This window comes from Aromatoleum buckelii (assembly GCF_012910785.2).
In the GTDB taxonomy this organism is placed as follows: Bacteria; Pseudomonadota; Gammaproteobacteria; order Burkholderiales; family Rhodocyclaceae; genus Aromatoleum; species Aromatoleum buckelii.
Genome location: NZ_WTVH02000008.1, coordinates 196,335 through 216,112 on the forward strand (window position 1 = coordinate 196,335; position 19,778 = coordinate 216,112).

Below are 19,778 nucleotides of genomic sequence, written 5' to 3' on the forward strand. Positions count from 1 at the left end.
GGGGGTGTCAGGATTTCTGTGTGTGAGGCGTGAAGAGACTGTTCCAACGGGGCCGCCTGCAGGCGGCCCCGTTGGAACAGTCGGTAGTCATTTTAGCCCCGGCCTGCTTCAAAGCGCTCGGCGTAAAGGATGGCGAACTGGTTCATCGCCTCTTTCCAGTCTTTGGCTGCCCGTCCCCAGTCGGCGGTGATGTTGCGCAGGGCGAGCCAGATCAGCTTGGTTGCCGCCTCGTCGCTCGGGAAGTGCCCCCGCGTCTTGATGATCTTGCGCAGCCGCGCGTTGATGCTCTCGATGGCATTGGTGGTGTAAATCACCCGGCGGATCGGGGACGGAAAGGCAAAGAACGGGATCACCCGATCCCACGCCCGGCGCCAGGCGGCGGCCACGGGGGGAAACTTCTCGCCCCACGGGCCTTGGGCGAATGCGTCGAGTTCGGCCAGCGCCGCTTCGGCACTCGGGGCGGTGTAGATCGGCCGGATTGCCGCCGCCAGCGCCTTGCGATCTTTCCAACTCGCGTAGTCGAGGCTGTTGCGGATCAGATGCACGATGCAGGTTTGCAGCGTGGTCGCCGGAAACACCGCCTCCAGCGCTTCGGGCATGCCCTTCAGGCCGTCGGTGACCGCAATCAGGATGTCGGTCACGCCGCGCGTCTTGAGGTCATTGAAGACCTTCATCCAGAATTTTGCGCCCTCGGTGTTCTCGATCCACAGCCCCAGGATGTCGCGTGTGCCGTCGGGCAGCACCCCGAGCGCCAGGTAGATCGCCTTGTTGCGGACCACGGCGTCCTCGCGGATCTTGACCCGAAGGGCATCGAAAAACACCACCGGGTACATCGGCTCCAACGGGCGGGATTGCCAGGCAGTGACTTCACCCATCACGGCATCGGTGACCGAGCTGATGAACTCGGGCGACACGTCGGTGCCGTATTGCTCGCCCAGAAATCCCTGGATCTCGCGGATCGTCATTCCGCGCGCATACATGGCGACGATCTTGTCGTCGAAGCCGGTAAAACGCCGCTCGTGCTTCGGGATGAGCACCGGCTCGAAACTGCCGGCGCGGTCACGCGGCACTTCGATCCGCAGCGGCCCGTCTTCGGTAAGCACCGTCTTGCCGCTCGCGCCGTTGCGGTGATTGCTGCTCTCGACCGGCTTGTCAGCGCCCGGCAGGTAGCCGAGGTGATGACTGAGTTCGGCGCCGAGTGCCCGTTCGATCAGCGCCTTCTTGAACGCCATCGCGGCCGCGTTGACCGCCTCGGCGCTCATTGGACCGCCGACGAACTGGTCAATCAGTTCTTTCGGAATGTTGGGCAGCGCCGCCGGTTGCTTCTTGCTCGTCTTGCTTGGCATACATGCTCCTTGCTGACATGTTATGCCTCACACACAAAATTTCTGACAGGCTCCGCCGCAACGTGTCGCACAACCGGCGCACATTCAAGATCTGCCAGCCTTCCTGGTCGGCGTCGGGCGCCTCTTCGCGCAGGTTCTTGAGCAGGGCATCTTCGATGCGTGCGAGTTCGTCGAGGCGCTGCGCCGTGTCGGGATCGCGATAGAAGGTGACCCCGATCTCGGTGTCATTCGACAGCAGCTTCCAGCGGTCGAGTTCGCGCAGCATGTGCTGCAGCGTGCGCGAATCCTTACCGGTCGCGAGCATCAGCTCGTCAGTCGATAGGCCTTGGTCATCGTCAGCCTGAATCAGGATCGACAAGATGCGCACGTAGGGCTCGATATCGGCGTCCGGCCCCAGCTTCTTCCTCAGAAGCGCCCGCGCCTCCTCCTCGTTCGCGACCAGCAGGCTGCCGGGGAAGACGCGGGTGTGATTCTCGTGGCGTTCGAGCAGGCGTGCTTCCTCAAGCCACGCGACGGCGATGCGCACCTTGGTGTCGGCATCGCTCGCGTCCGGATCGATGCGGTGCGCGTCGGGGATTTCGAGCAGGATCTCGCCGCTCGTCACCACGACCTCGCCCTCGGTGCGGTCCTTGCGCTCGATCGCGCGCAGCGCCTTCAGGATGGCGCCGATGTCGTGCTGCGTGAGCCGCGAGTTTTTCAGCAGGCGGAACTGGACGTCGAGGTCGGCGTCGTCGTAGAGCAGGATGCAGCGCGCAGCCGCCTGGTCACGCCCCGCGCGGCCCGCTTCCTGCAGGTAGTTCTCCAGCGAGCCGGGCGTGTCGAGGTGGATCACTAGGCGCACGTCGGGCTTATCGACGCCCATGCCGAAAGCGTTGGTTGCAGCGATGACGCGCAACGTGCCGGCAAGGAAGGCTTCCTGCACCGCGCGCTTGTCGGCGGGCAGCATGCCGCCGTGGAAATAACCACAGTCGAGGCCGGCGTCCTTCAGGAATTGCGCGACCTCCTCGACCGTCTTCTGCCGCGCGCAGAACACGATCGCGCCACCTTCCTCGCGCAGGGCGTCCTGCAGCAGACGCAGAGTCTCAGCGTACTTGGCGGCAGCCGGCACCGAGCGGACCTCATAGATGAGGTTCTCGCGACTCACCCCGCCTTCGAGCCGGTCGAGCACGACACCGAGGCGCTTCTCGAAGTGCTGGCAGATGTCGTCGACCACGTCCGGCTTGGCAGTCGCGGTGAAGCCGAACACCGGCGAGGGCTTGTCCTTCTGGCGCGCCTTGATGAAGCGCGACACATAGAGGTAGTCGGGACGGAAGTCGTGCCCCCACTTCGACAGGCAGTGCGCCTCGTCGAACACCCAGGCGCCGATCTCGCGATGCATCAGCGCATTGGCGAAGGCGGTGCTGCGGAACTGCTCCGGGGCGACGAAGATGAGCCCGAGGTCCCCCAGGCGCAGCTTGTCGAGCATCACCCGCCGCTCCATCGGGTTGAGCAGGCTGTTGAGGTAGCCCGCGCACGTGATGCCGCGCGCCTCCAGATTGTCGACCTGGTCCTTCATCAACGACTGCAGCGGCGAGATCACGACTGTCAGGCTGCTGTTGCGGTAGTAGCGAGCCAGCGCCGGCAGCTGGAAACACAGCGACTTGCCGCCACCCGTGGGCAGGATCGCGAGCGTCGGCCGGCCCGCGAAACCGTTCTCGACGATGGCCTGCTGCAGTGAGCGCCCCTCCGCGGTCGTCGGCGTGCTGCGAAAACGCGTGATGCCCGGGAAGTAGCGCGGCAACAGCGTTTCGAGGTCGTGCTGCTCGCGGCACCACGCGCAGGCGGGGTCGGGGCAAGGCACGTCGCGCAGCGTCGCGATCGCTTCGCGCGCCTTGGGGAAACTGTGGCTCACCCACGGCGGCAGCACGGAATTGCCGCCTGCGACGCGCAGCCACGCGAGGGCGTATGCAAGCGGCTTGTGCCACGCGGGATCGGGCAGGCAGTGTTCGATGATCCAGCGCTGCCCGGTGATGCAGCCCTTGCCGTCTGTCGCCCGCTGCCATGCCGCGGCGGCCTCCGCCAACGACGGTCGTAGCGCGCGCCGGAGGGTTGCGAAGAAGTTCGCCACGCCCTTGCCGTTCTCCGGTGCCAGCAGGTAATGCAGGCACAGCGCCTCGTCCGGGTGCTCGGCGACGCGTTGCTGCAGGGCCTCGTTCTGGTCATTGAACAGCTCGTAGGCGAGCTCCGCGTCGCGCACCGGGTCGTTGCGCGTCGTCGTGCACAGCTTGTAGTCCTTCACCAGCCGGTGATAGGGGTTCTGCGGGAAGGCGACCGGCGAGAGTTCGAGCGTATCGATGAGCGGCAGGCGGTGCAGCCCAAGCTCGGGATGCAGCGCCGCCAGCGCAGGTTGGTCGAAGGCGACGACGTTGTGGCCGAGCACGAAGGCGGCCCCTTCGGTCAGGGCGTCGAGTCGACGCACCAGATCCGGTGCCTTGCCCGAAAGCCGCAGCCGTGCATCGAGATCGGGACGAAAGGCGCCCAGCTCGCGCAGGACCATGCGGTCCTGGCGGGCGGTTTCGATGTCAAGACATAGGCACCGCGCGCGCGGCGCAGCGGGCGGACCGCGCATGGAATTCGATTCGATTAAAAACAAGCGCCCGAATTGTATCCGGATGCACCCAGCTCCTACCGTGCATGAGACGCAGATACCTCGGGCGGAAGGGAAAGCGCGGCGGCGTGCGAGTCATCGACTACTTACGAGCGAAGTCTCCTGCTTCATCCTAATGTCTGAAGTGAAATAGGCCGGCCCCGGGTGGCGTCCCGCCGATGCGACTACTCTGCCGCCGCGCGCCTCAGCCACGCCAGCCGCTGGTTGATCTTGTCGCGCCAGTTTGCCGCGAGGCTGGGCGTCTGGGCGAGTCGTTCGAGATGCGGGAGGGACGGACGGTGTTCCTGCCACAGCAGCATTGCCTCACTCAGCGTCGGTGCGTCGAAGGCCGGAGTCGTCAGGTCGAGCGTGTCGCCCGGTGACACTCGGCCCGGTTCGAGCACGCGCCAGTACCATCCCGTCAGGAGGCGTTCGGCAATGAAAGCCGCAATCCCTTCGCAGCCGAAACGTTCGTCGATTTTCCAGCATGGAGTGCGCGGCTGGCACACCTGCAGCCGAACCGTTCCCAGGCTCCAGACGTCTCCGATGCGAACGTCACGCTCGTCCAGTTCGAGAGAGGAGAGATTTTCGCCCAGCGCCCCCGGACGCAGGCTCTCCCTGGCTTCGGCGAAGCGGGCAGCCAGCTGTTCATAATGGCGAGCGGGATAGAAATGCACCGCCTTGTCAGGACCGCCGTGAACCCTGCGATCGGCTTGCTGGTCGCCGACAAATCCCTCGCGCGCCACTTCGGCGCTGCTCACCTGCGATTTGTACATGCCGGTCGGACGCCCCGACTCGGGCAGCGGCCGGATGCCGCCGATGAAGAGGGATACGTTGGCCATGGTCGAGTCTCGGTTGATCCGACCATTTTAGCCCGGAAAAACCCGCGCTCCGCTCTGGCGCCAACGGGGCGATCGCCACACCTACGCGGGGGGCACGTCTTACCCCAGTTCAATGGAAGACTAGACTGCGCCTGCACTTGCCGGGTGAATAACGCATTCCTGTCTGGAGGTAGCTCATGCCCAAAACACGCGCTATGATGTGTATAAATATACAGTCATCTTGATGGGCTGACGCCCGTCGAATCACTCATTCAACCTCCCGTCCTTCCGCCGACGCCCATGATTTCTCGCGCTGACTCCCTCACCGCTCGCCAGGCCGAGATTCTCGACTTCATTCGCCACACCGTGGAGTCCGAAGGACGACCGCCGACCCGCGCAGAAATCTGCACTGCGTTCGGCTTTCGCTCGCCGAACGCGGCCGAAACCCATCTGCGCACGCTCGCCGCGAAAGGCGCGATCGTCCTCGAGGAAGGTCGCGCGCGGGGCATCCGGCTCGTCGAGGCGCTGGGGCTGCCGTTGGTCGGGCATGTCGCGGCCGGCCGGCCGATGCTTGCGGTCGAGCACATCGAAGCCCGCTACCAGATCGACTCCGCGCTGTTCTCGCCACGCGCCGACTACCTGCTGCGCGTGCGCGGCATGAGCATGCGCGACGCCGGAATCATCGACGGCGACCTGCTCGCGGTGCATCGCACGCCGCAAGTGCGCGCCGGCCAGGTCGTCGTCGCCCGCCTCGAGGATGAGGTCACCGTGAAGACCTTCACCCGCGAAGGGCCGATCGTGCGCCTGCTGCCCGCCAATCCGGACTTCGAACCGATCGTCGTCGACACTCGTCATCAAGCGCTCGACATCGAAGGCATCGCCGTCGGCCTCGTGCGCAACGGCTCGCGGTGACGACTCCCTGCATCCCGGCCCAACACGCGAAGCGATGTCGACCTCCCCCCTCGCGACGCTCGCCGGGTTGCCGCCCGGTCTCCTCTGGCCGGCCGACCGGCTTGCCCGGCCGGCCGAAGCGGGGGTACCGACGGGCTTTGCCGCGCTCGACGCGCAGCTCCCGGGCGGCGGCTGGCCGCGCGGCGCGCTGATCGAGCTCCTCATTGACGCGTTCGGCATCGGAGAGCTCGCGCTGCTGCTGCCGGCGCTGCGCGCAGCCGCCCCCGAGCGCTGGATCGCGTGGATCGCGCCGCCCCATCTGCCATACGCGCCGGCGCTCGCCGCGGCCGGAGTGCGGCTCGACCGATTGTTGCTGCTCACGTCGTCCGATCCGGCCACAACCTTATGGACGATCCGGCAGGCGGTCGCGTCGGGCGGCTGCTCGGTCGTGGTCGCGTGGCTGCCGAACGCCCAGAGCGCCGCGCTGCGGCGCCTGCAGCTCGCCGCCGAAGCGTCCGCGACGTCGCTGTTCGTGTTTCGCCCGGGCGGCGCCGCGCAGCAGGCGTCGCCTGCGAGCCTACGACTGCGATTGCAGCCCGCGCCCGACGCCTTGGTGCTCGAGATCGTCAAACGGCGCGGCCCGCCGCTCGCGTGGCCGCTTCGGCTCATCCTTCCCGAGCGGCCCGCCGCTTTCCCTTCCCGAGCGGCCCGTCGATGCTCTGGTTTGCGCTGATCCTGCCCGATCTGCCGCTGCAGGTCTTCACCCGCGGCGTCGAGGACGCGGGCCTCTTGGCGGTCGTCGAGCCGCAGCCGCGCGCCACAATCGTCGCCGCGACAGCGGCCGCCCGCGTGCGCGGCGTCGAACGGCACCAAGGGGTCGCCGGCGCGCTGGTGGTGGTGCCCGAGCTGGCCTTGCGCGAGCGCGATCCGGCGCTTGAAACGGCGACGCTGGCCGAGCTTGCGACGTGGGCCGGACGCTTCACGCCGTGTGTGAGCCTCGATCCGCCCGATGCAGTGCTGCTCGAAGCGAGCGCGAGCCTGCGGCTGTTCGGCGGCATCGACGCGCTTGCGCAGCGCATCGCGAAAGCCGCGCTGCCGCTCGGCCTAACCACGACGCTTGCCGCCGCGCCGACGCCGCTGGCGGCACGCTGGCTCGCGCGGGCGCGCCCGGGCACGCTCGTCCGCCCCTCGGAGGGCTGGGCGCACGCGCTCGATGCGCTGCCGATTGAACTGCTCGCCGATGGGGCGCCCGTGCCCGCTGCCACGCTCGAGCTGCTGCGTGGCGTCGGCGTGCGCCGCATCGGCGAGCTCCCCCGCGTGCCGCGTGACGGGCTCGCACGCCGCGACGCAAGCGTCGTCACCGACACCGTTGCACGCGCCCGCGGCCGCGACCCCGATCCGCGCCCGCGCTTCGTCCCTGCCGAGCGCTTCGCCTCGCGCCTCGTGCTGCCGGCAAGCGTCGCGCACACCGAACCGTTGCGCTTTGCCGCGGGGCGGCTCTTCTCGAACCTCGCCGCATGGCTGGCCGCGCGTCGGGCCGGGCTCGATTGCTGCCGGCTGCATCTCGAACACGACCGCGCGCCCGCGACCGTCGTCGAAATCGTCACCGGCCGTCCGCAGCGCGATGCGGCGCGCTTTGTGCAGCTCGCGTGCGAGCATCTGGCCGCGCTCACGCTGCCGGCGCCAGTCGAGGCGCTGCGCCTGACGGCCGACGCGCCGGTCGCACTGCCGGCGTGCACGCCGGATCTGTTCGACGGCGAAAGCGATGCGGCGCGCGAGGCCGCGCTGCGCCTGCTCGATCGACTGCGCGCGCGGCTCGGCAGGGACGCGGTGCATACGGTGCTGCCCGTTGCCGATCATCGTCCCGAACGCGCCGGGCGCGGCCGAGGCCGGCTACACGGCGCTCGCGATCACCGATGAGTGCTCGCTCGCGGGCGTCGTGCGCGCGCATCAACAGTCGCGGCGCCTCGCGCGGCCGCTGAAGCTCGTGATCGGCAGCGAGCTGCGGCTGGCCGACGGGCTGCGCATCGTGCTGCTCGCGACCGACCGTGCCGCGTACGGGCGACTCGCGCGATTGATCACGATCGGCCGGCGCGCGGCGACAAAAGGCCGTTACCAGCTGACTCGCGCCGATCTCGATCGCGGGATCCCCGGCTGTCTGGCGCTGGTCGTGCCGCCCGACGACGGCGTCCTCGATCGCGAGGCGCTCGTTGCCGACGCGCGCTGGGTCGGCGAACGATTTCCGGACGCCGTGTGGCTTGCGGTTGAGCTCGCCTGCGGGCCGGACGATGGGCGCCGGCTCGAGGCGTTACTGGCAATTGCTTCGGCCGCCGGCCTGCCCCCGGTCGCGGCGACCGGGGCGCTGATGCACGACCCGTCTCGTCGGGCGCTCGCCGACGTGCTGGCGGCGCTGCGGCTGCGGGTCACGATCGCCGAAGCGGGCCGGGCGCTTGCGCCGAACGCCGAGCGCGCGCTGCACGAGCGCGCCGTGCTCGCGCGCCGCTACCCGGCCGAACTTCTCGCCGAGACGCTGCGGATCGCTTCGCGCTGCCATTTTCGGCTCGACGAACTGCGCTACGAATATCCGGCCGAGCTCGTGCCCGACGGCGAGACGCCTGCAAGCTGGCTGCGACGCCTCGTCGAGGACGGGCTGCGCTGGCGCTACGGCCGCCCGCAGGACGACCCCGCGCCGCCGAAAGTGCGCGCGCAGGTCGAGCACGAGCTTGCGCTGATCGCCGAGCTCGGCTTCGAAGCGTACTTTCTGACCGTCGAGGATCTCGTGCGCTTTGCGCGCGGCCGCGGCATCCTGTGCCAAGGGCGCGGTTCGGCGGCGAACTCGGTCGTCTGTTGGGCGCTCGGCATCACCGAAGTCGATCCCGAACTCGGCATCATGCTCGTCGAGCGCTTCATCTCGAAAGAGCGCGACGAGCCGCCCGACATCGACGTCGATTTCGAGCACGAGCGGCGCGAGGAAGTCATCCAGTACGTCTATCGGAAGTACGGGCGCGAACGCGCCGCGCTCGCCGCCACCGTGATCCGCTACCGCGCGCGCAGCGCGCTGCGCGACGTCGGGCGCGCGCTCGGGCTGCCGCTCGGCCAGCTCGAACGGCTTGCGCGCGACCGCTTCTGGTTCGATGCCGGACGCATTCTGCCCGACCGGTTGCGAGAAGCCGGTTTCGATCCGGCGAGCCCCGGCGTGCAGCGCCTGGTGACGCTGACCGAAGCGCTCGTCGGCTTTCCGCGCCATCTGTCGCAGCATGTCGGCGGTTTCGTCATCGCGCGCGGCCGGCTCGACGAGCTCGTGCCGGTCGAAAACGCGGCGATGCCCGAGCGCACCGTGATCCAGTGGGACAAGGACGACCTTGACGCGTTGGGGCTGCTGAAGATCGATGTGCTCGCGCTCGGGATGCTGTCGGCGCTGCGGCGCAGCCTTGCGCTGGTCTCGACGTGGCGCGCCCGCCCGTTCACCCTTGCCGACATTCCGCGCGAGGCGCCCGAGGTCTATCGGATGCTATCGGAAGCCGATTCGATCGGCGTGTTCCAGATCGAATCGCGCGCACAGATGACGATGCTGCCGCGCCTGAAGCCGGCGCGCTTCTACGATCTCGTCGTGCAGGTCGCGATCGTGCGCCCCGGCCCGATCCAGGGCGGCATGGTCCACCCGTACCTCGAGGCGCGCGCGCGGATCGAACGCGACGAGCCGGTTTCGTATCCGCTCCCGCAACGCCTGAACGCGGACGCGGATCCCACCTCCCAACCGCAGCCCGACGGCGTGCGCCGGGTGCTCGAACGCACGCTCGGCGTGCCGATCTTCCAGGAGCAGGTCATGCAGCTCGCGGTCGTCGCGGCGGGTTTCACGCCGGGCGAGGCCGACCAGCTGCGCCGCGCGATGGGCGCATTCCGTCGCCACGGCGAGCTCGAGCGCTACCGTGCGAAACTCCTCGCGGGCATGGCGGCGCGCGGCTACCACGCCGAGTTCGCCGAGCGGCTGTGCGACCAGATCGAAGGCTTCGGCAGCTACGGCTTTCCCGAGTCACATGCCGCGAGCTTCGCGCTGCTCGTGTATTGCTCGGCGTGGTTGAAGTGCTTCGAGCCGGCCGCGTTCCTGTGCGGGCTGCTGAACAGCCAGCCGATGGGTTTTTACGCGCCGTCGCAGCTGATCCAGGACGCGCGGCGCCACGGCGTCGTCGTGCTCGGCGCGGAAGTGACCGCGAGCGACTGGGACTGCACGCTCGAGGCGCTGCCGGACGCATCGCCCAGCGCCGCTCCCGCAGTACGGCTCGGGTTGCGGCTGGTCAAGGGGTTCGGCCGCGAGGCCGCGATGCGGATTGTCGCCGCGCGCGCCGAACGCCCCTTTCCGGACGTCGACGAGCTTGCGCTGCGCGCGCGCCTCGACGCGGCCGCGCTCAAGCGGCTCGCGGTGGCCGGTGCGCTCGAGCGTCTTGCCGGCCATCGGCGCCAGGCATTGTGGCAGGCCGCAGCCGGCCACGCGCCCGAAGGCGTGCTGCGCGGCGCGCGCATCGCGGAGCCGCGCGCCGAGCTCGTGGCGCCATCCGAGGCCCAGGAACTGGTTGCCGACTACGCGCGGCTCGGTTTCACGCTCGGCCGCCATCCGCTGGCGCTGCTGCGCGCAACGCTCACGACCCTGCGCTTCGTGACCGCGGCCGAAATCCGCGATTGCCCGGACCGCAAGCTCGCGCGCATCGCCGGCCTCGTGACATGCCGTCAGCGCCCCAGCACGGCCAAAGGCACGCTGTTTCTCACCGTCGAGGACGAGACGGGTCTCGCGAACGTCATCGTGCAGGCGGCGCTCGTCGAACGGCAGCGGCGCGAAGTGCTCGGCGCGCGCCTGCTCGGCGTGTTCGGACAGATTCGCCGCGACGGCAAAGTCGTGCACCTGCTCGCACAACGCCTGGTCGATCACTCGGCACTGCTCGGTGCGCTCGATGCGCGCAGCCGGGATTTTCAATAAACCGCAGCCGAAAACCGACAAGACGAGCGTCGATCAGGACCGGGCGTCAGAGAGGCGGAACAATCGCGCCGCGGACCATCCGTTGCAACCGGGGGCCAGGTGGCTCATTCTGATTTCTCCCGTGCAGGGCGTGGGTTCGGCGCAAGTTCAGCAAGAATCGAAATTGTCAGCGCACCTAGCAGTCCGTCGGACTACGCCACCCACGGTGGCGTAGTGTTCGCGATGCGAAACGTGAATCGGGCGTGAAGGCCGTTTTCACCGTCATTTTTGCGAGAATGCGCACGATTCCCCGCCGTTTCCTTACTGTGGACGCAATACGGCCATGCGCTTCAGATTCCACGCGAGGCAAACGAGGCTCCATTCGTTCGTCACGTTGTCGAGGCCGCGCAGCAGAAACTGCCGGAAGCCCATCACCGACTTGATGATGCCGAACACCGGCTCGACGGTTTGTTTGCGCAGGGCATAAGCCGCGCGTCCGGCACGTGTCTTCAACCGGTGCTTCATCGTCTCGACCGCCGAGGCCCCCGCGGCCAGCGGTTCGGGTTCGCTGAAACGTTCCCGCCAATCCGGATGATGCGCGTCGCGCTTGACCGCGATCAGCGGTTCGATCTTCGCGGTGACGCACGCCGTGACGTTCTTCTCGCTGTAGTAACCGGTGTCGGCGAGCCAAATCGCCGGCTGATTCAACCCCTCGGGATTGGCCTGGACCTTCGCCAGCATCGGCTCGATCTGTTCCTTGTCGTTGGTCGCCTGGGTCACGTGAGTGGCGAGGATGAGCATCGATTCGGTATCGACCACCGCCTGCGCGTTGTAGCTCTGCTCGAATCCGCCACCCGCGACCGGCATGATCCGGGACTCTTCGTCGGTCAGATTGATCTGGTCGTCGGCGCGGGGCCCGGCTTGCGGCGGTTTCGGCCCTTTGCCCTTGGACTTCTTGCCCGTTTCGGCTTCCTTCTTTGCGCGGGCGGCGAGCTTCGCCTGGTGCTCGGCCTGTTCGCGTGCGAAGCGCTCCGCGGCACGCGCTTCGATCTTCGCTTTCGCTTCCGCGATCGCCGCCAGCCGGTCTTCCCGGCGGCGGATTTCCTCGGGCAGCTTCACCCCGTCCGGCAGCGAGGATTGATCGGCCGCCTCGGCCAGCTTCATGAGCTCCTGCACCTCGGCCTTGAGCTGCGCCTCGATCGTCCGTGCGTGCCCATAGGAGAGCGCACTGTGCCGGCTCGCGTTGGCGTGGATCTTGGTCCCGTCCAGACTCACCGTGCCAAAGCGCGAGAGCTGGTTCTCGCGCGCCACCTGCAGCACCTGGACAAAGGCCGCTTCGAACTCCCCGCCGAAGCGCTTCCTGAAATTGGCCAGCGTGTCGTGATCCGGATGCCGATTGCAGGCGATGAACCGGAAGGCGAGCGAGTCATACGTCGCCCGCTCGATCTTGCGGCTCGAGAAGGTCCCGGTAGCGTAGCCGTAGATCAGCAGCGCGAGCAGCGTTGCCGGATGATAGGCGTCGCTGCCTCGTCCCGCGTATGCCCGCTCGATCGCCGACAGATCCAGCTGCTCGACGACGTCCACCACGTACCGCGCCAGATGCGCTTCCGGCAACCACTCCTGCACCGAGGGCGGCAGCAGAAAGTCAGTGTCCCGGTCTATCGGGTGGAAAGCCATTTCCGCAAATCCCGTCAGTTCGCCTGGCTATGATTATCGCCTATCCCGCTCAAAGTCCGACACGCTGCTAGCGCGATAATCTGAAGAATGGCGCGTGAAGCGTGCGCAAACTCCCACTGGTCCCGCAGGCGCGTCCAATCAGGGGGCAGCGTATCAGGTGACAGCGGCAACAGCGCAGCGTTCACCGGAGCAACCCAAATCCAGAAGATTGCATGCGTCACAGCAAGACACAATGCGGCAAGCAACGTCCAGGGAAGTGCTTTCGGGCGCTTACGGATAGCGACAACGAGCAGCGCACTGGCGATAACGGCACCGATCTCACAAACCCCTGAAACCTTCCCGAAAGTCGGATAGAGCGTTTGCAGGAGGTGGAGCCACAGCGCATCGTCATACTGGAGCTTGGCTGGCATCTCCAAAAGATGGGCAAACGCTGCGCTCAGACTGAGCGCCGTCAGCATAATCGTGAGGAAGCGCAGTATTTTCACAATAGTTGCCTCAAGGGTGCTGAGGACGTAGCGCCTCCTCGGCGAAGTCGAAGTCGCCGAGCAGGCGAACCAGCGTCACGAAGATCCGACGCGACTCGGTCCGGTAGATCACCTCCAACTGCTCACGCACCGTCCCGGCCGCTCCCCAAGACTATTGACCGGAGCGTGAGCAACTGTCCATGCTACGGGGCGACTTTCCGCAAAAAGTAAATCAATGCCCCCGCAGCCCCCTACCCTTCCACCTGCCGACAGCCGCGGTACTCGCGCCGCGCTGCTCTTCGCCTTGACGGCCGAACGCCTGTCGGTTTTCTATGAGCACGGACAATGGCCTACCGCAGCGCAGGGCGCGAGTCTCGTCGCGGAGTGGCTCAATCGCAGCGGGCGCAGTCTGCCGCTCGCCGATCGTCGCCTCCTGTCCGAACTCAGTGACGAGTTTGCCCGCCAGATTGCCGGCTCGCTGTCGCGCGAGGCGGGGCTTCAGACGGTGCACGAGATGATGGAGGCACTCGACCCCAAGTACGAATCCGATCTGGCCCGCTCGCTGATGGCGGAATGCGTGAAATGGCTCGACGGTGCCTGATTCGTTGTCCGGCAAAATCCACCTGATGACCGCTTGGACGTCCAGGGATTACCGAGGGGAGTGTCAGAATTTCTGGGTGAGGCGTGAATAGACTTTTCCACGGTGCGCCGCCGGCCCCTCTCAGGCCAGGGATAAACGGCGCGGTTCGCGGCAGCTTTACATGACCTAACGCTGCCGCGGCGACTCGCATCCGAGGTACGGCGGGCCTCCGGATTGCATTGCTCCTCGTGGATCAGCTGCGAGGGGACCGTCATGGCAACGCAACCGAAGCACGACGAACCGGACCGCGACAAAAGCGAGCGCATTCCCGAGGGTGAATATGACGGCCCGACGGCTGTGTGAGATAGTCGGCTCAAGGGCTGTCGTGAAATGACGGGACCGATGAATGCCACCTGGCGCGAGCCGGTGCCGGGAGTCGCCTCAATCGCCGTGTTGCGTCCGAACCAGGTCGGTGACTTCATGTTCGCGCTGCCGGCGCTCGCGGCGCTGCGTAAAACCTATCCGGCCGCCCGCATCGTCTACCTGGGTCGCGCGTGGCACCAGGAATTCCTCGAAAGCCGCACACCACTCATCGACGAGGTCGTCGTACTTCCACCGATACCCGGCGTCGGCGCACCTCCGGACGCAGTCGTGGACGAGGATGCGGTCGAGTCGGCGTGCGAAGCGCTTCGGCGCCGGAATTTCGATATCGCCTTCCAGTTCTACGGCGGCGGGCGCCATTCGAATCCGTTCGTCCGCCGCCTCGGCGCGCGTTTGACCGTGGGAGTGAGGGACGGCGACGCCGAGCCGCTCGACCGCTGGCTGCCGTACGTGCCGTGGCACAACGAGCGCCTGCGGCTTCTCGAGACAGTCGGGCTCGCCGGCGCGCCTCCGGTCGACCTGCAGCCGCTGCTGCCAGTGCTCGCGCGGGATCGGGCCGAGCTTGCGAAGCGTCTGCGGCTACCAGCTGAGCGGCCGCTGGTGGTGCTCAGTCCGGGCGCGACCGACCCGCGTCGCATCTGGCCGGTCGAGAAGTTCGCGGCGGTCGCCGACGAGTTCGTGCGAATGGGGGCGTGCGTCGTCGTTCAGGGCGGCGGCCCGGACGACCGACGGCTCACCGCGAGCGTCATTGCGGCGATGAGCGAGCCGGCGATCGACGCCGGCGGCTTGTTGACGCTCGACGGTCTCGCGGCGCTGCTCCACCGGGCGCGCCTCGTCATTGCCAGCGACAGCGGTCCGCTACAGATGGCTCAGGCCGTGGGGACGCTAGCGGCCGGCATCTACTGGTTCGTGAACCTGCTGGTGTCGGGGCCGCTGACCTCGTACCAGAACCGCTGTGCCGCATCGCTGCGGCGCGCGTGCCCGGTCTGCGGCCAGGACAACCTCACGCGGCGCTGCAAGCACGACCCGTCCTTCGTGGACGACGTCAGTATCGAAGAGGTGAGGGCGCTCGCACTCGAGTTGTGGAGCCTGGGGGAGGGCGCTTCATCAGAGAGCATGCTTCCCGCCATACTTCGCTGACCCGCTTTCGCGCGCCGCTCGCGGTCGAGCGGGGTCCAGCGAGCGAACTCGGCGGCCCGACGGTCTGCTCGATGAGGGGTGCGACGTTCCGTCACCCTCGGGCAATTGCGCTTCGCTTCGTTCGCGGTGATCAACTTACGGTGGGACTTGGACCTGCAGGAGTGCGCCCGTGCTGGGCGTACAGGAAAAAAACCGGCGGTCAGCCGGTTTCTTTACAGCACTCGACAGATCAAAATCGAAACCGCGTTCCCGTGCAACGATTTCAGATTCGACGTAAGTACTTGAATATATGGCGCGCCCGGCGCGATTCGAACGCACGACCCCTGCCTTCGGAGGGCAGTACTCTATCCAGCTGAGCTACGGGCGCGATGGCGAGCTTGAACTCGCAATCAAGCGCGCTAGCTTATACCGGTTTCCCTGCGAAGTCCATGTCAGCCCGGAATAACTTCGGAATCATCCTGCGGCGGTCGGAAGCTTCGACCGGAAACTCGGCCTCCGCGAGAACCGCTGCAACCAGCGGGTCTTCGGAAGGCGTCCTGCGGGAATCAAGGGGCCGGCGGGATGCGCAGCACCTGGCCTGGGTAGATCTTGTCCGGGTGGGTCAGCATCGGCTTGTTGGCCTCGAAGATCACGTTGTAGTTGTTCGGGTTGCCGTAATAGGTCTTCGCGATCGCCGACAGGGTATCGCCGCGCGCGACGGTGTGGAAACGGGCTTCGGGCGCGGCCTGAACGACCGACAGCTGGTCGTCGACTTCGCCGACTCCCTGGACGTTGCCGGCGGCAAGCAGGATCTTTTCCTTCGTTGCCTGATCGGGTGCCGAGCCGGACACGGTGACGACGGAGGTCGCGGCGTCGAATTTCACCCCGAGATCGGACGGAGCGAGGTTCATTGACGTGATGTACTGCTTGATCGCGTCGGCCGCTTTGGCATTCGCGGCGCTTGTATCTGCCGTTGCCGCAGGAGCGGCCGCGTTTGCCGATGCTGCCGGGGCAGCCGCCTTGGCCTCGCCGCCGCCGAAGAGTTTCTCGCCGGCATCCTTGATGAACGAAAAGAGTCCCATCTTTGCCTCCGTCTGGAAAAGTCGCATTGAACGCATTCAGCATAGACCAGACGGGGTTGAAGGTTTTTACATTTGCATGACTGTTACAACCGCAGCGCTCCCATGCGACGCGATATTTCGGGCGGCCCAAATCATCCGACATCCGCGGTCCGGCCGATGGGCCCGGATATACTTCGCACCTGGCTCGTCCCCAACCCCAGACAGGAGCAAGCATGTCGAAACCCCGAGTTCAGTTCGTAAGGCGCCCTGGTCGCCTGATGCTTTCCGCTGTCGCGGCATTCGCCGTCGTCCAGCTTGCCGGCTGCGGCAAACAGGCCGCGCCCGATCCGGAAACGACCGCGACGCTGATCCAGCCGGTCGCGCGCCTCGACCTGAAAGTCGCGAAAGCGACCCCGGGCAGCCGCAGCGGCGAGGAAATTTACCAAAGCGTCTGTGTGAGCTGTCATGGCAGTGGCGTGCTCGGCGCGCCGAAAACGGGTGATGCGGCCGCTTGGGCTCCGCGGATCGCCCAAGGATTCGACACGCTGACGAAGAATGCGATCAACGGCATTCGCGGGATGCCGCCGCGTGGCGGGGGGGCGGATCTGACGGATATCGAAGTGCAGCGCGCGGTCGCCCATCTTGCGAACACCGCGGGCGGGAATTTTACCGAACCGCCGGTCGGTCAATAAGCCGGTCATTCCGATAGGAAGGGTGGTCGATGGTCGCCCTTGCCGAGCTTCCGGTACCGATCGAACGTTCATTCTCGGTCGGCGCCTTTGCGGGCGCGCGGTTCCTGCGCTGCGTGCTGACCGTTGTCGCTGTCCTGCTCCTGTTCGCAGCTCCCGGTCTCGCGGCGCCGTCGGCGGGGGCCCCGGCCGGCGAAATCCGCATCGGCGTCCTCGCATTCCTCGGCGCCGAGACGACGGTCGTCGAATGGTCACCGGTTGTGAAGCACCTCCAGACTGCGCTGCCGGGACGCAAGATCAGTCTCGTGCTGCTCGATCGTCAGGGGCTCGACGATGCCGTTGCAGCCGGCACGGTCGATTTCATCATCACGAATCCGGGGCACTACATCGAACTCGAAGCCAAGTCCGGCGCCAGCCGGATACTGACGCTCGACGCGAGCCCCGGCCGCGCTCCGGAACGTGCCATCGGATCGGCCGTGATCACGCGGGCGGATCGCCAGGAGGTTCGCGCGTTCGACGATCTGCGCGGACGACGGGTCGCAATCGTCGCGCGCGAAGGCTTTGGCGGCTACCAGACAGTGCGTCGCGAACTGGCGTCGCTCGGCATCGACCCTGAACGTGATTTCGCCGAGCTGAAGACCGTCGGTTTTCCGATGAGCCAGGTCCTCGAGGCAGTCGCGAACGGTGACGCCGATGCAGGGATCGTGCGCGCCTGCCTCCTGGAAAGCCGGCCCGAGTGGGCGACCGCGTTCAGGGTCATCGGCATGCGCGACGAACCCGGCTTCCCTTGCGCGACCTCGACCCGGCTTTACCCCGACTGGCCTCTGGCGACGCTTCGCGATACCTCGCCGGCACTGGCAAAGACGGTCGCAATCGCGCTGCTCGCAATGGCGCCGGACGAGAACGGCATGGCGTGGTCGGTGCCGGCCGATTACCAGTCGGTGCACGAAATGTTTCGCGAACTGCAGATCGGCCCGTACGCGAACCTGCGCGAGCCGACCCTGATGATGCTGGCCGAGCGCTACTGGCCGTGGGTCGCGTTCCTTGCCGTGCTGCTTTCGGCGTGGATTCTGTACACGGTGCGTGTCGAGCATCTCGTCCACCTCCGCACCGCCGAGCTTCGCGCAGCGCTCGCCGTGCGCGAGGCGCTGGAGGCGCGGATGCGCGCCGGCCAGGAGCAGGCCGACCACCTGGCGCGGCTGTCGGTGCTCGGCGAACTGTCCGGCACGCTCGCCCACGAACTCAACCAGCCGCTCGCGGCGATCGGGAACTATGCCGAAAGCCTGCACCGGCGCGTCGACAACGGCCGCCTGACCGACGAAGCGGTGCGCGAAGCGTCTTCCGAGATTGCCGGGCAGGCGGAGCGCGCGGCAACGATCCTCGGACGCATCCGCGGTTTCGCGAAGAAACGGGCCGCCGTGCGCGAGGTCGTCGCGCCGCGCGAGATCGTCGGCGAAGCGGTGGCGCTGTTCCGCGGCATGCTCGCGAATGCACCGGCGGTCGAGGTGACGGACGAACTGCCGCCGTCGACGAGCGTCGAGGTCGATTCACTGCAGATCCAGCAGGTCCTTCTGAATCTGCTGAAGAACGGCTACGACGCTGCGCGCGGATTCGGTCCCGAGCGACAACGCCTCATAGTGACGATCAGCCGGGGCGACGGCAACGTGCGCATCGTCGTGCGGGATTTCGGCACCGGCCTTGACGCGGCAACTCGCGAACGGCTGTTCGAGCCGTTCTTCAGCACGAAACCGGATGGTCTCGGGCTCGGTCTTTCGATCTGCCGCACGATCGCCGAAGCGCACCGCGGCCGCCTTACCGCCGAGCCGGCCGCCGACGGCCGCGGCGGCGCCGAGTTCATCCTGAGCCTGCCGCTTTCGACAGCCGCTTCGTCTTCCACGCCCCCTCTTTCGGAGTCCCGTTGCGCCAATGTCCCGGACCGATGACTGCGTGATCCACGTCGTGGACGACGACGCGGCGTTCCGCCGCTCTCTCGTCTTCCTTCTCGAATCGGTCGGCTGGGGCGTGTGCGCCTATGCGTCGGCGGAGGAGTTTCTGGCCGCGCACGAGCGTCCGCCCGCGGACCTCGGCTGCCTCGTGCTCGACATCCGCATGCCGACGATGAGCGGGCTCGAACTGCAGGCGGCGTTGCGCGCGCGCGGCTGGCAAGCGCCGATCGTGTTCATCACCGGACATGGCGATGTCGAGCTCGCGGTCGAGGCGATGAAGCACGGCGCGAGCGACTTCCTGCAGAAACCCTTCCGCGACCAGACCCTGCTGGACGCCGTCGCGACGGCGGTGCGCCGCTGCGCCGAGGACCGCTCGCGGACCGCATTGCGGGATGCCGCTTTGGGCTCGCTCGCGCGCCTGTCGCCGCGCGAACGCGAAGTCGCTCGGCTCGTCGCGCAGGGCCTGCCGAACAAGGTGGTTGCGCGCGAACTCGACATCAGTGAAAAGACGGTGCATGTGCACCGCCAGCACATCATGGAAAAGACCGAAGTCGGCAGCGCTGCCGAACTCGCGCGCCTGATGCTGCGCGCGAACCCGACTGCGCTGGACTGAGCGAGCGGGGAGGCTCTCCCGCCGGCAGCCGCGGCCTAGCGAGCGGACCCGCCGCCCGGACCCATCCCGCCGCCTGGACCCATCCCGCCGCCTGGACCCATCCCGCCGCCAGGGCTCGCCCCGCGGGGCCCCATGCGGTCCGCGGGGCCGAGGCGTTCGCGTTGACCGGGATCCATCTGGTTTCCCGGCCCCATCATCCCGCGGCCACGCATCGGCGGTTCATCCGGGAGCGTGACACCGCGCTCCTTCGCACGCTCCACCATCCGCTCGTGATGCTCGGCGCGGATCTGCTCGCGCTCCTCGGCGGTGCGCGCCGCGCGCATGCGGTCGCGATGCTCGGCCCGCTCCTGCGGCGTCATGATCTGGGAGCCGTAGATCGGGGTGGTGTCGTCGACCGGCGGCATGCCGCCGGCCGGTTGAGCGAGCGCGCTGCCGGAAATCCACACCGCGGCCAGCGCGACCAATAACGTCTTGAGTTTCATCGAAACCTCCATCGTCAAGTTGCTCGGAACCACTTGCACGGTGCCGCGCGGCGCAAATCCGGCAATGTCGCGCCGATGCGATTGCGGCGATCCGCTTCAATTCAATATAGGCCGCCATCCGTCCCGATCGT

At 67.1% G+C, this 19,778-nt stretch carries 16 protein-coding genes and 1 tRNA gene; 9 read left to right on the forward strand and 8 right to left on the reverse strand.

Features of this window, described 5'->3' with window-relative positions:
- Positions 1–92 precede the first annotated feature (92 nt).
- The 3 genes from GO608_RS02835 to GO608_RS02845 all read right to left on the reverse strand — a co-directional run bounded on the left by GO608_RS02835 (position 93) and on the right by GO608_RS02845 (position 4,814).
- The gene (locus tag GO608_RS02835) at positions 93–1,346 is read right to left on the reverse strand and encodes an IS256 family transposase (protein WP_169200664.1); all 1,254 of its coding nucleotides are present in this window, start codon (positions 1,344–1,346) and stop codon (positions 93–95) included.
- Positions 1,282–3,954 (reverse strand): RecQ family ATP-dependent DNA helicase, encoded by a 2,673-nt coding sequence (locus tag GO608_RS02840; RefSeq protein WP_247002803.1) that lies wholly within the window; start codon positions 3,952–3,954, stop codon positions 1,282–1,284. The genes GO608_RS02835 and GO608_RS02840 overlap by 65 nt, the downstream gene beginning before the upstream one ends.
- Positions 3,955–4,157: 203 nt before the next feature.
- Positions 4,158–4,814 carry an MOSC domain-containing protein gene (locus tag GO608_RS02845; RefSeq protein WP_169200498.1) on the reverse strand — a complete coding sequence of 219 codons (657 nt, stop codon included), beginning with the start codon at positions 4,812–4,814 and terminating at the stop codon, positions 4,158–4,160.
- A gap of 279 nt (positions 4,815–5,093) precedes the next feature.
- Here GO608_RS02845 and lexA point away from each other — a divergent pair, with 279 nt between their 5' ends.
- Genes lexA through GO608_RS02865 form a run of 4 tightly spaced genes read left to right on the forward strand, consistent with a single transcriptional unit; the run spans position 5,094 to position 10,656 of the window.
- On the forward strand, positions 5,094–5,705 hold the full coding sequence (gene lexA / locus GO608_RS02850; protein WP_169200497.1) for a transcriptional repressor LexA: 612 nt from the start codon (positions 5,094–5,096) through the stop codon (positions 5,703–5,705).
- Between the two features lie 34 nt (positions 5,706–5,739).
- Positions 5,740–6,417 carry a translesion DNA synthesis-associated protein ImuA gene (imuA, locus tag GO608_RS02855; RefSeq protein WP_169200496.1) on the forward strand — a complete coding sequence of 226 codons (678 nt, stop codon included), beginning with the start codon at positions 5,740–5,742 and terminating at the stop codon, positions 6,415–6,417.
- On the forward strand, positions 6,399–7,604 hold the full coding sequence (locus GO608_RS02860; RefSeq protein ID WP_247002805.1) for a Y-family DNA polymerase: 1,206 nt from the start codon (positions 6,399–6,401) through the stop codon (positions 7,602–7,604). The genes imuA and GO608_RS02860 overlap by 19 nt, the downstream gene beginning before the upstream one ends.
- Positions 7,534–10,656, forward strand: coding sequence for an error-prone DNA polymerase (locus GO608_RS02865; protein WP_247002807.1), 3,123 nt, complete (start codon positions 7,534–7,536; stop codon positions 10,654–10,656). The genes GO608_RS02860 and GO608_RS02865 overlap by 71 nt, the downstream gene beginning before the upstream one ends.
- Before the next feature lie 300 nt (positions 10,657–10,956).
- Here GO608_RS02865 and GO608_RS02870 read toward each other — a convergent pair whose 3' ends face one another.
- Together GO608_RS02870 and GO608_RS02875 are read right to left on the reverse strand one after the other, a co-directional pair.
- Positions 10,957–12,312 carry an IS1182 family transposase gene (locus GO608_RS02870; RefSeq protein WP_169200653.1) on the reverse strand — a complete coding sequence of 452 codons (1,356 nt, stop codon included), beginning with the start codon at positions 12,310–12,312 and terminating at the stop codon, positions 10,957–10,959.
- Between the two features lie 14 nt (positions 12,313–12,326).
- The gene (locus tag GO608_RS02875; RefSeq protein ID WP_169197778.1) at positions 12,327–12,797 is read right to left on the reverse strand and encodes a DUF1772 domain-containing protein; all 471 of its coding nucleotides are present in this window, start codon (positions 12,795–12,797) and stop codon (positions 12,327–12,329) included.
- Positions 12,798–13,011: 214 nt separating this feature from the next.
- On the opposite strand from GO608_RS02875, the gene GO608_RS02880 reads away from it, so the two are divergent.
- Positions 13,012–13,377, forward strand: coding sequence for a hypothetical protein (locus tag GO608_RS02880; protein ID WP_169197779.1), 366 nt, complete (start codon positions 13,012–13,014; stop codon positions 13,375–13,377).
- A gap of 381 nt (positions 13,378–13,758) precedes the next feature.
- Positions 13,759–14,877 carry a glycosyltransferase family 9 protein gene (locus GO608_RS02885; RefSeq protein WP_247002809.1) on the forward strand — a complete coding sequence of 373 codons (1,119 nt, stop codon included), beginning with the start codon at positions 13,759–13,761 and terminating at the stop codon, positions 14,875–14,877.
- Positions 14,878–15,167: 290 nt separating this feature from the next.
- Here GO608_RS02885 and GO608_RS02890 read toward each other — a convergent pair.
- Both GO608_RS02890 and lysM read right to left on the reverse strand, forming a co-directional pair.
- Positions 15,168–15,244 (reverse strand) — tRNA-Arg (locus GO608_RS02890).
- A 178-nt stretch (positions 15,245–15,422) separates the two neighbouring features.
- Complete coding sequence (lysM, locus tag GO608_RS02895; RefSeq protein ID WP_169197781.1) at positions 15,423–15,938, reverse strand: peptidoglycan-binding protein LysM; 516 nt, start codon at positions 15,936–15,938, stop codon at positions 15,423–15,425.
- A gap of 212 nt (positions 15,939–16,150) precedes the next feature.
- On the opposite strand from lysM, the gene GO608_RS02900 reads away from it, so the two are divergent.
- From GO608_RS02900 to GO608_RS02910, 3 genes are read left to right on the forward strand one after another with little or no spacing between them, the layout of a single operon-like run.
- The gene (locus GO608_RS02900) at positions 16,151–16,609 is read left to right on the forward strand and encodes a c-type cytochrome (protein ID WP_169197782.1); all 459 of its coding nucleotides are present in this window, start codon (positions 16,151–16,153) and stop codon (positions 16,607–16,609) included.
- 29 nt (positions 16,610–16,638) lie between these two features.
- Entirely contained in the window at positions 16,639–18,549 is a 1,911-nt protein-coding gene (locus tag GO608_RS02905) for a sensor histidine kinase (protein ID WP_211159283.1), read from the forward strand.
- On the forward strand, positions 18,533–19,165 hold the full coding sequence (locus GO608_RS02910) for a response regulator transcription factor (RefSeq protein ID WP_169197783.1): 633 nt from the start codon (positions 18,533–18,535) through the stop codon (positions 19,163–19,165). Before GO608_RS02905 ends, GO608_RS02910 begins: the two co-directional genes overlap by 17 nt.
- Positions 19,166–19,200: 35 nt before the next feature.
- Here GO608_RS02910 and GO608_RS02915 read toward each other — a convergent pair whose 3' ends face one another.
- The gene (locus GO608_RS02915; protein ID WP_169197784.1) at positions 19,201–19,647 is read right to left on the reverse strand and encodes a hypothetical protein; all 447 of its coding nucleotides are present in this window, start codon (positions 19,645–19,647) and stop codon (positions 19,201–19,203) included.
- Positions 19,648–19,778: the final 131 nt, after the last annotated feature.

What these genes read in the sequence shown, in the direction of transcription:
- GO608_RS02900 (WP_169197782.1), top strand. Translation starts at nt 16,151, where the DNA reads ATGTCGAAACCCCGAGTTCAGTTCGTAAGGCGCCCTGGTCGCCTGATG.
- GO608_RS02835 (WP_169200664.1), bottom strand. Translation starts at nt 1,346, where the DNA reads ATGCCAAGCAAGACGAGCAAGAAGCAACCGGCGGCGCTGCCCAACATT.
- GO608_RS02915 (WP_169197784.1), bottom strand. Translation starts at nt 19,647, where the DNA reads ATGAAACTCAAGACGTTATTGGTCGCGCTGGCCGCGGTGTGGATTTCC.
- GO608_RS02885 (WP_247002809.1), top strand. Translation starts at nt 13,759, where the DNA reads ATGAATGCCACCTGGCGCGAGCCGGTGCCGGGAGTCGCCTCAATCGCC.
- GO608_RS02880 (WP_169197779.1), top strand. Translation starts at nt 13,012, where the DNA reads ATGCCCCCGCAGCCCCCTACCCTTCCACCTGCCGACAGCCGCGGTACT.
- GO608_RS02905 (WP_211159283.1), top strand. Translation starts at nt 16,639, where the DNA reads ATGGTCGCCCTTGCCGAGCTTCCGGTACCGATCGAACGTTCATTCTCG.
- GO608_RS02840 (WP_247002803.1), bottom strand. Translation starts at nt 3,954, where the DNA reads ATGCGCGGTCCGCCCGCTGCGCCGCGCGCGCGGTGCCTATGTCTTGAC.
- lexA (WP_169200497.1), top strand. Translation starts at nt 5,094, where the DNA reads ATGATTTCTCGCGCTGACTCCCTCACCGCTCGCCAGGCCGAGATTCTC.
- imuA (WP_169200496.1), top strand. Translation starts at nt 5,740, where the DNA reads ATGTCGACCTCCCCCCTCGCGACGCTCGCCGGGTTGCCGCCCGGTCTC.
- GO608_RS02860 (WP_247002805.1), top strand. Translation starts at nt 6,399, where the DNA reads ATGCTCTGGTTTGCGCTGATCCTGCCCGATCTGCCGCTGCAGGTCTTC.
- lysM (WP_169197781.1), bottom strand. Translation starts at nt 15,938, where the DNA reads ATGGGACTCTTTTCGTTCATCAAGGATGCCGGCGAGAAACTCTTCGGC.
- GO608_RS02870 (WP_169200653.1), bottom strand. Translation starts at nt 12,312, where the DNA reads ATGGCTTTCCACCCGATAGACCGGGACACTGACTTTCTGCTGCCGCCC.
- GO608_RS02910 (WP_169197783.1), top strand. Translation starts at nt 18,533, where the DNA reads ATGTCCCGGACCGATGACTGCGTGATCCACGTCGTGGACGACGACGCG.
- GO608_RS02845 (WP_169200498.1), bottom strand. Translation starts at nt 4,814, where the DNA reads ATGGCCAACGTATCCCTCTTCATCGGCGGCATCCGGCCGCTGCCCGAG.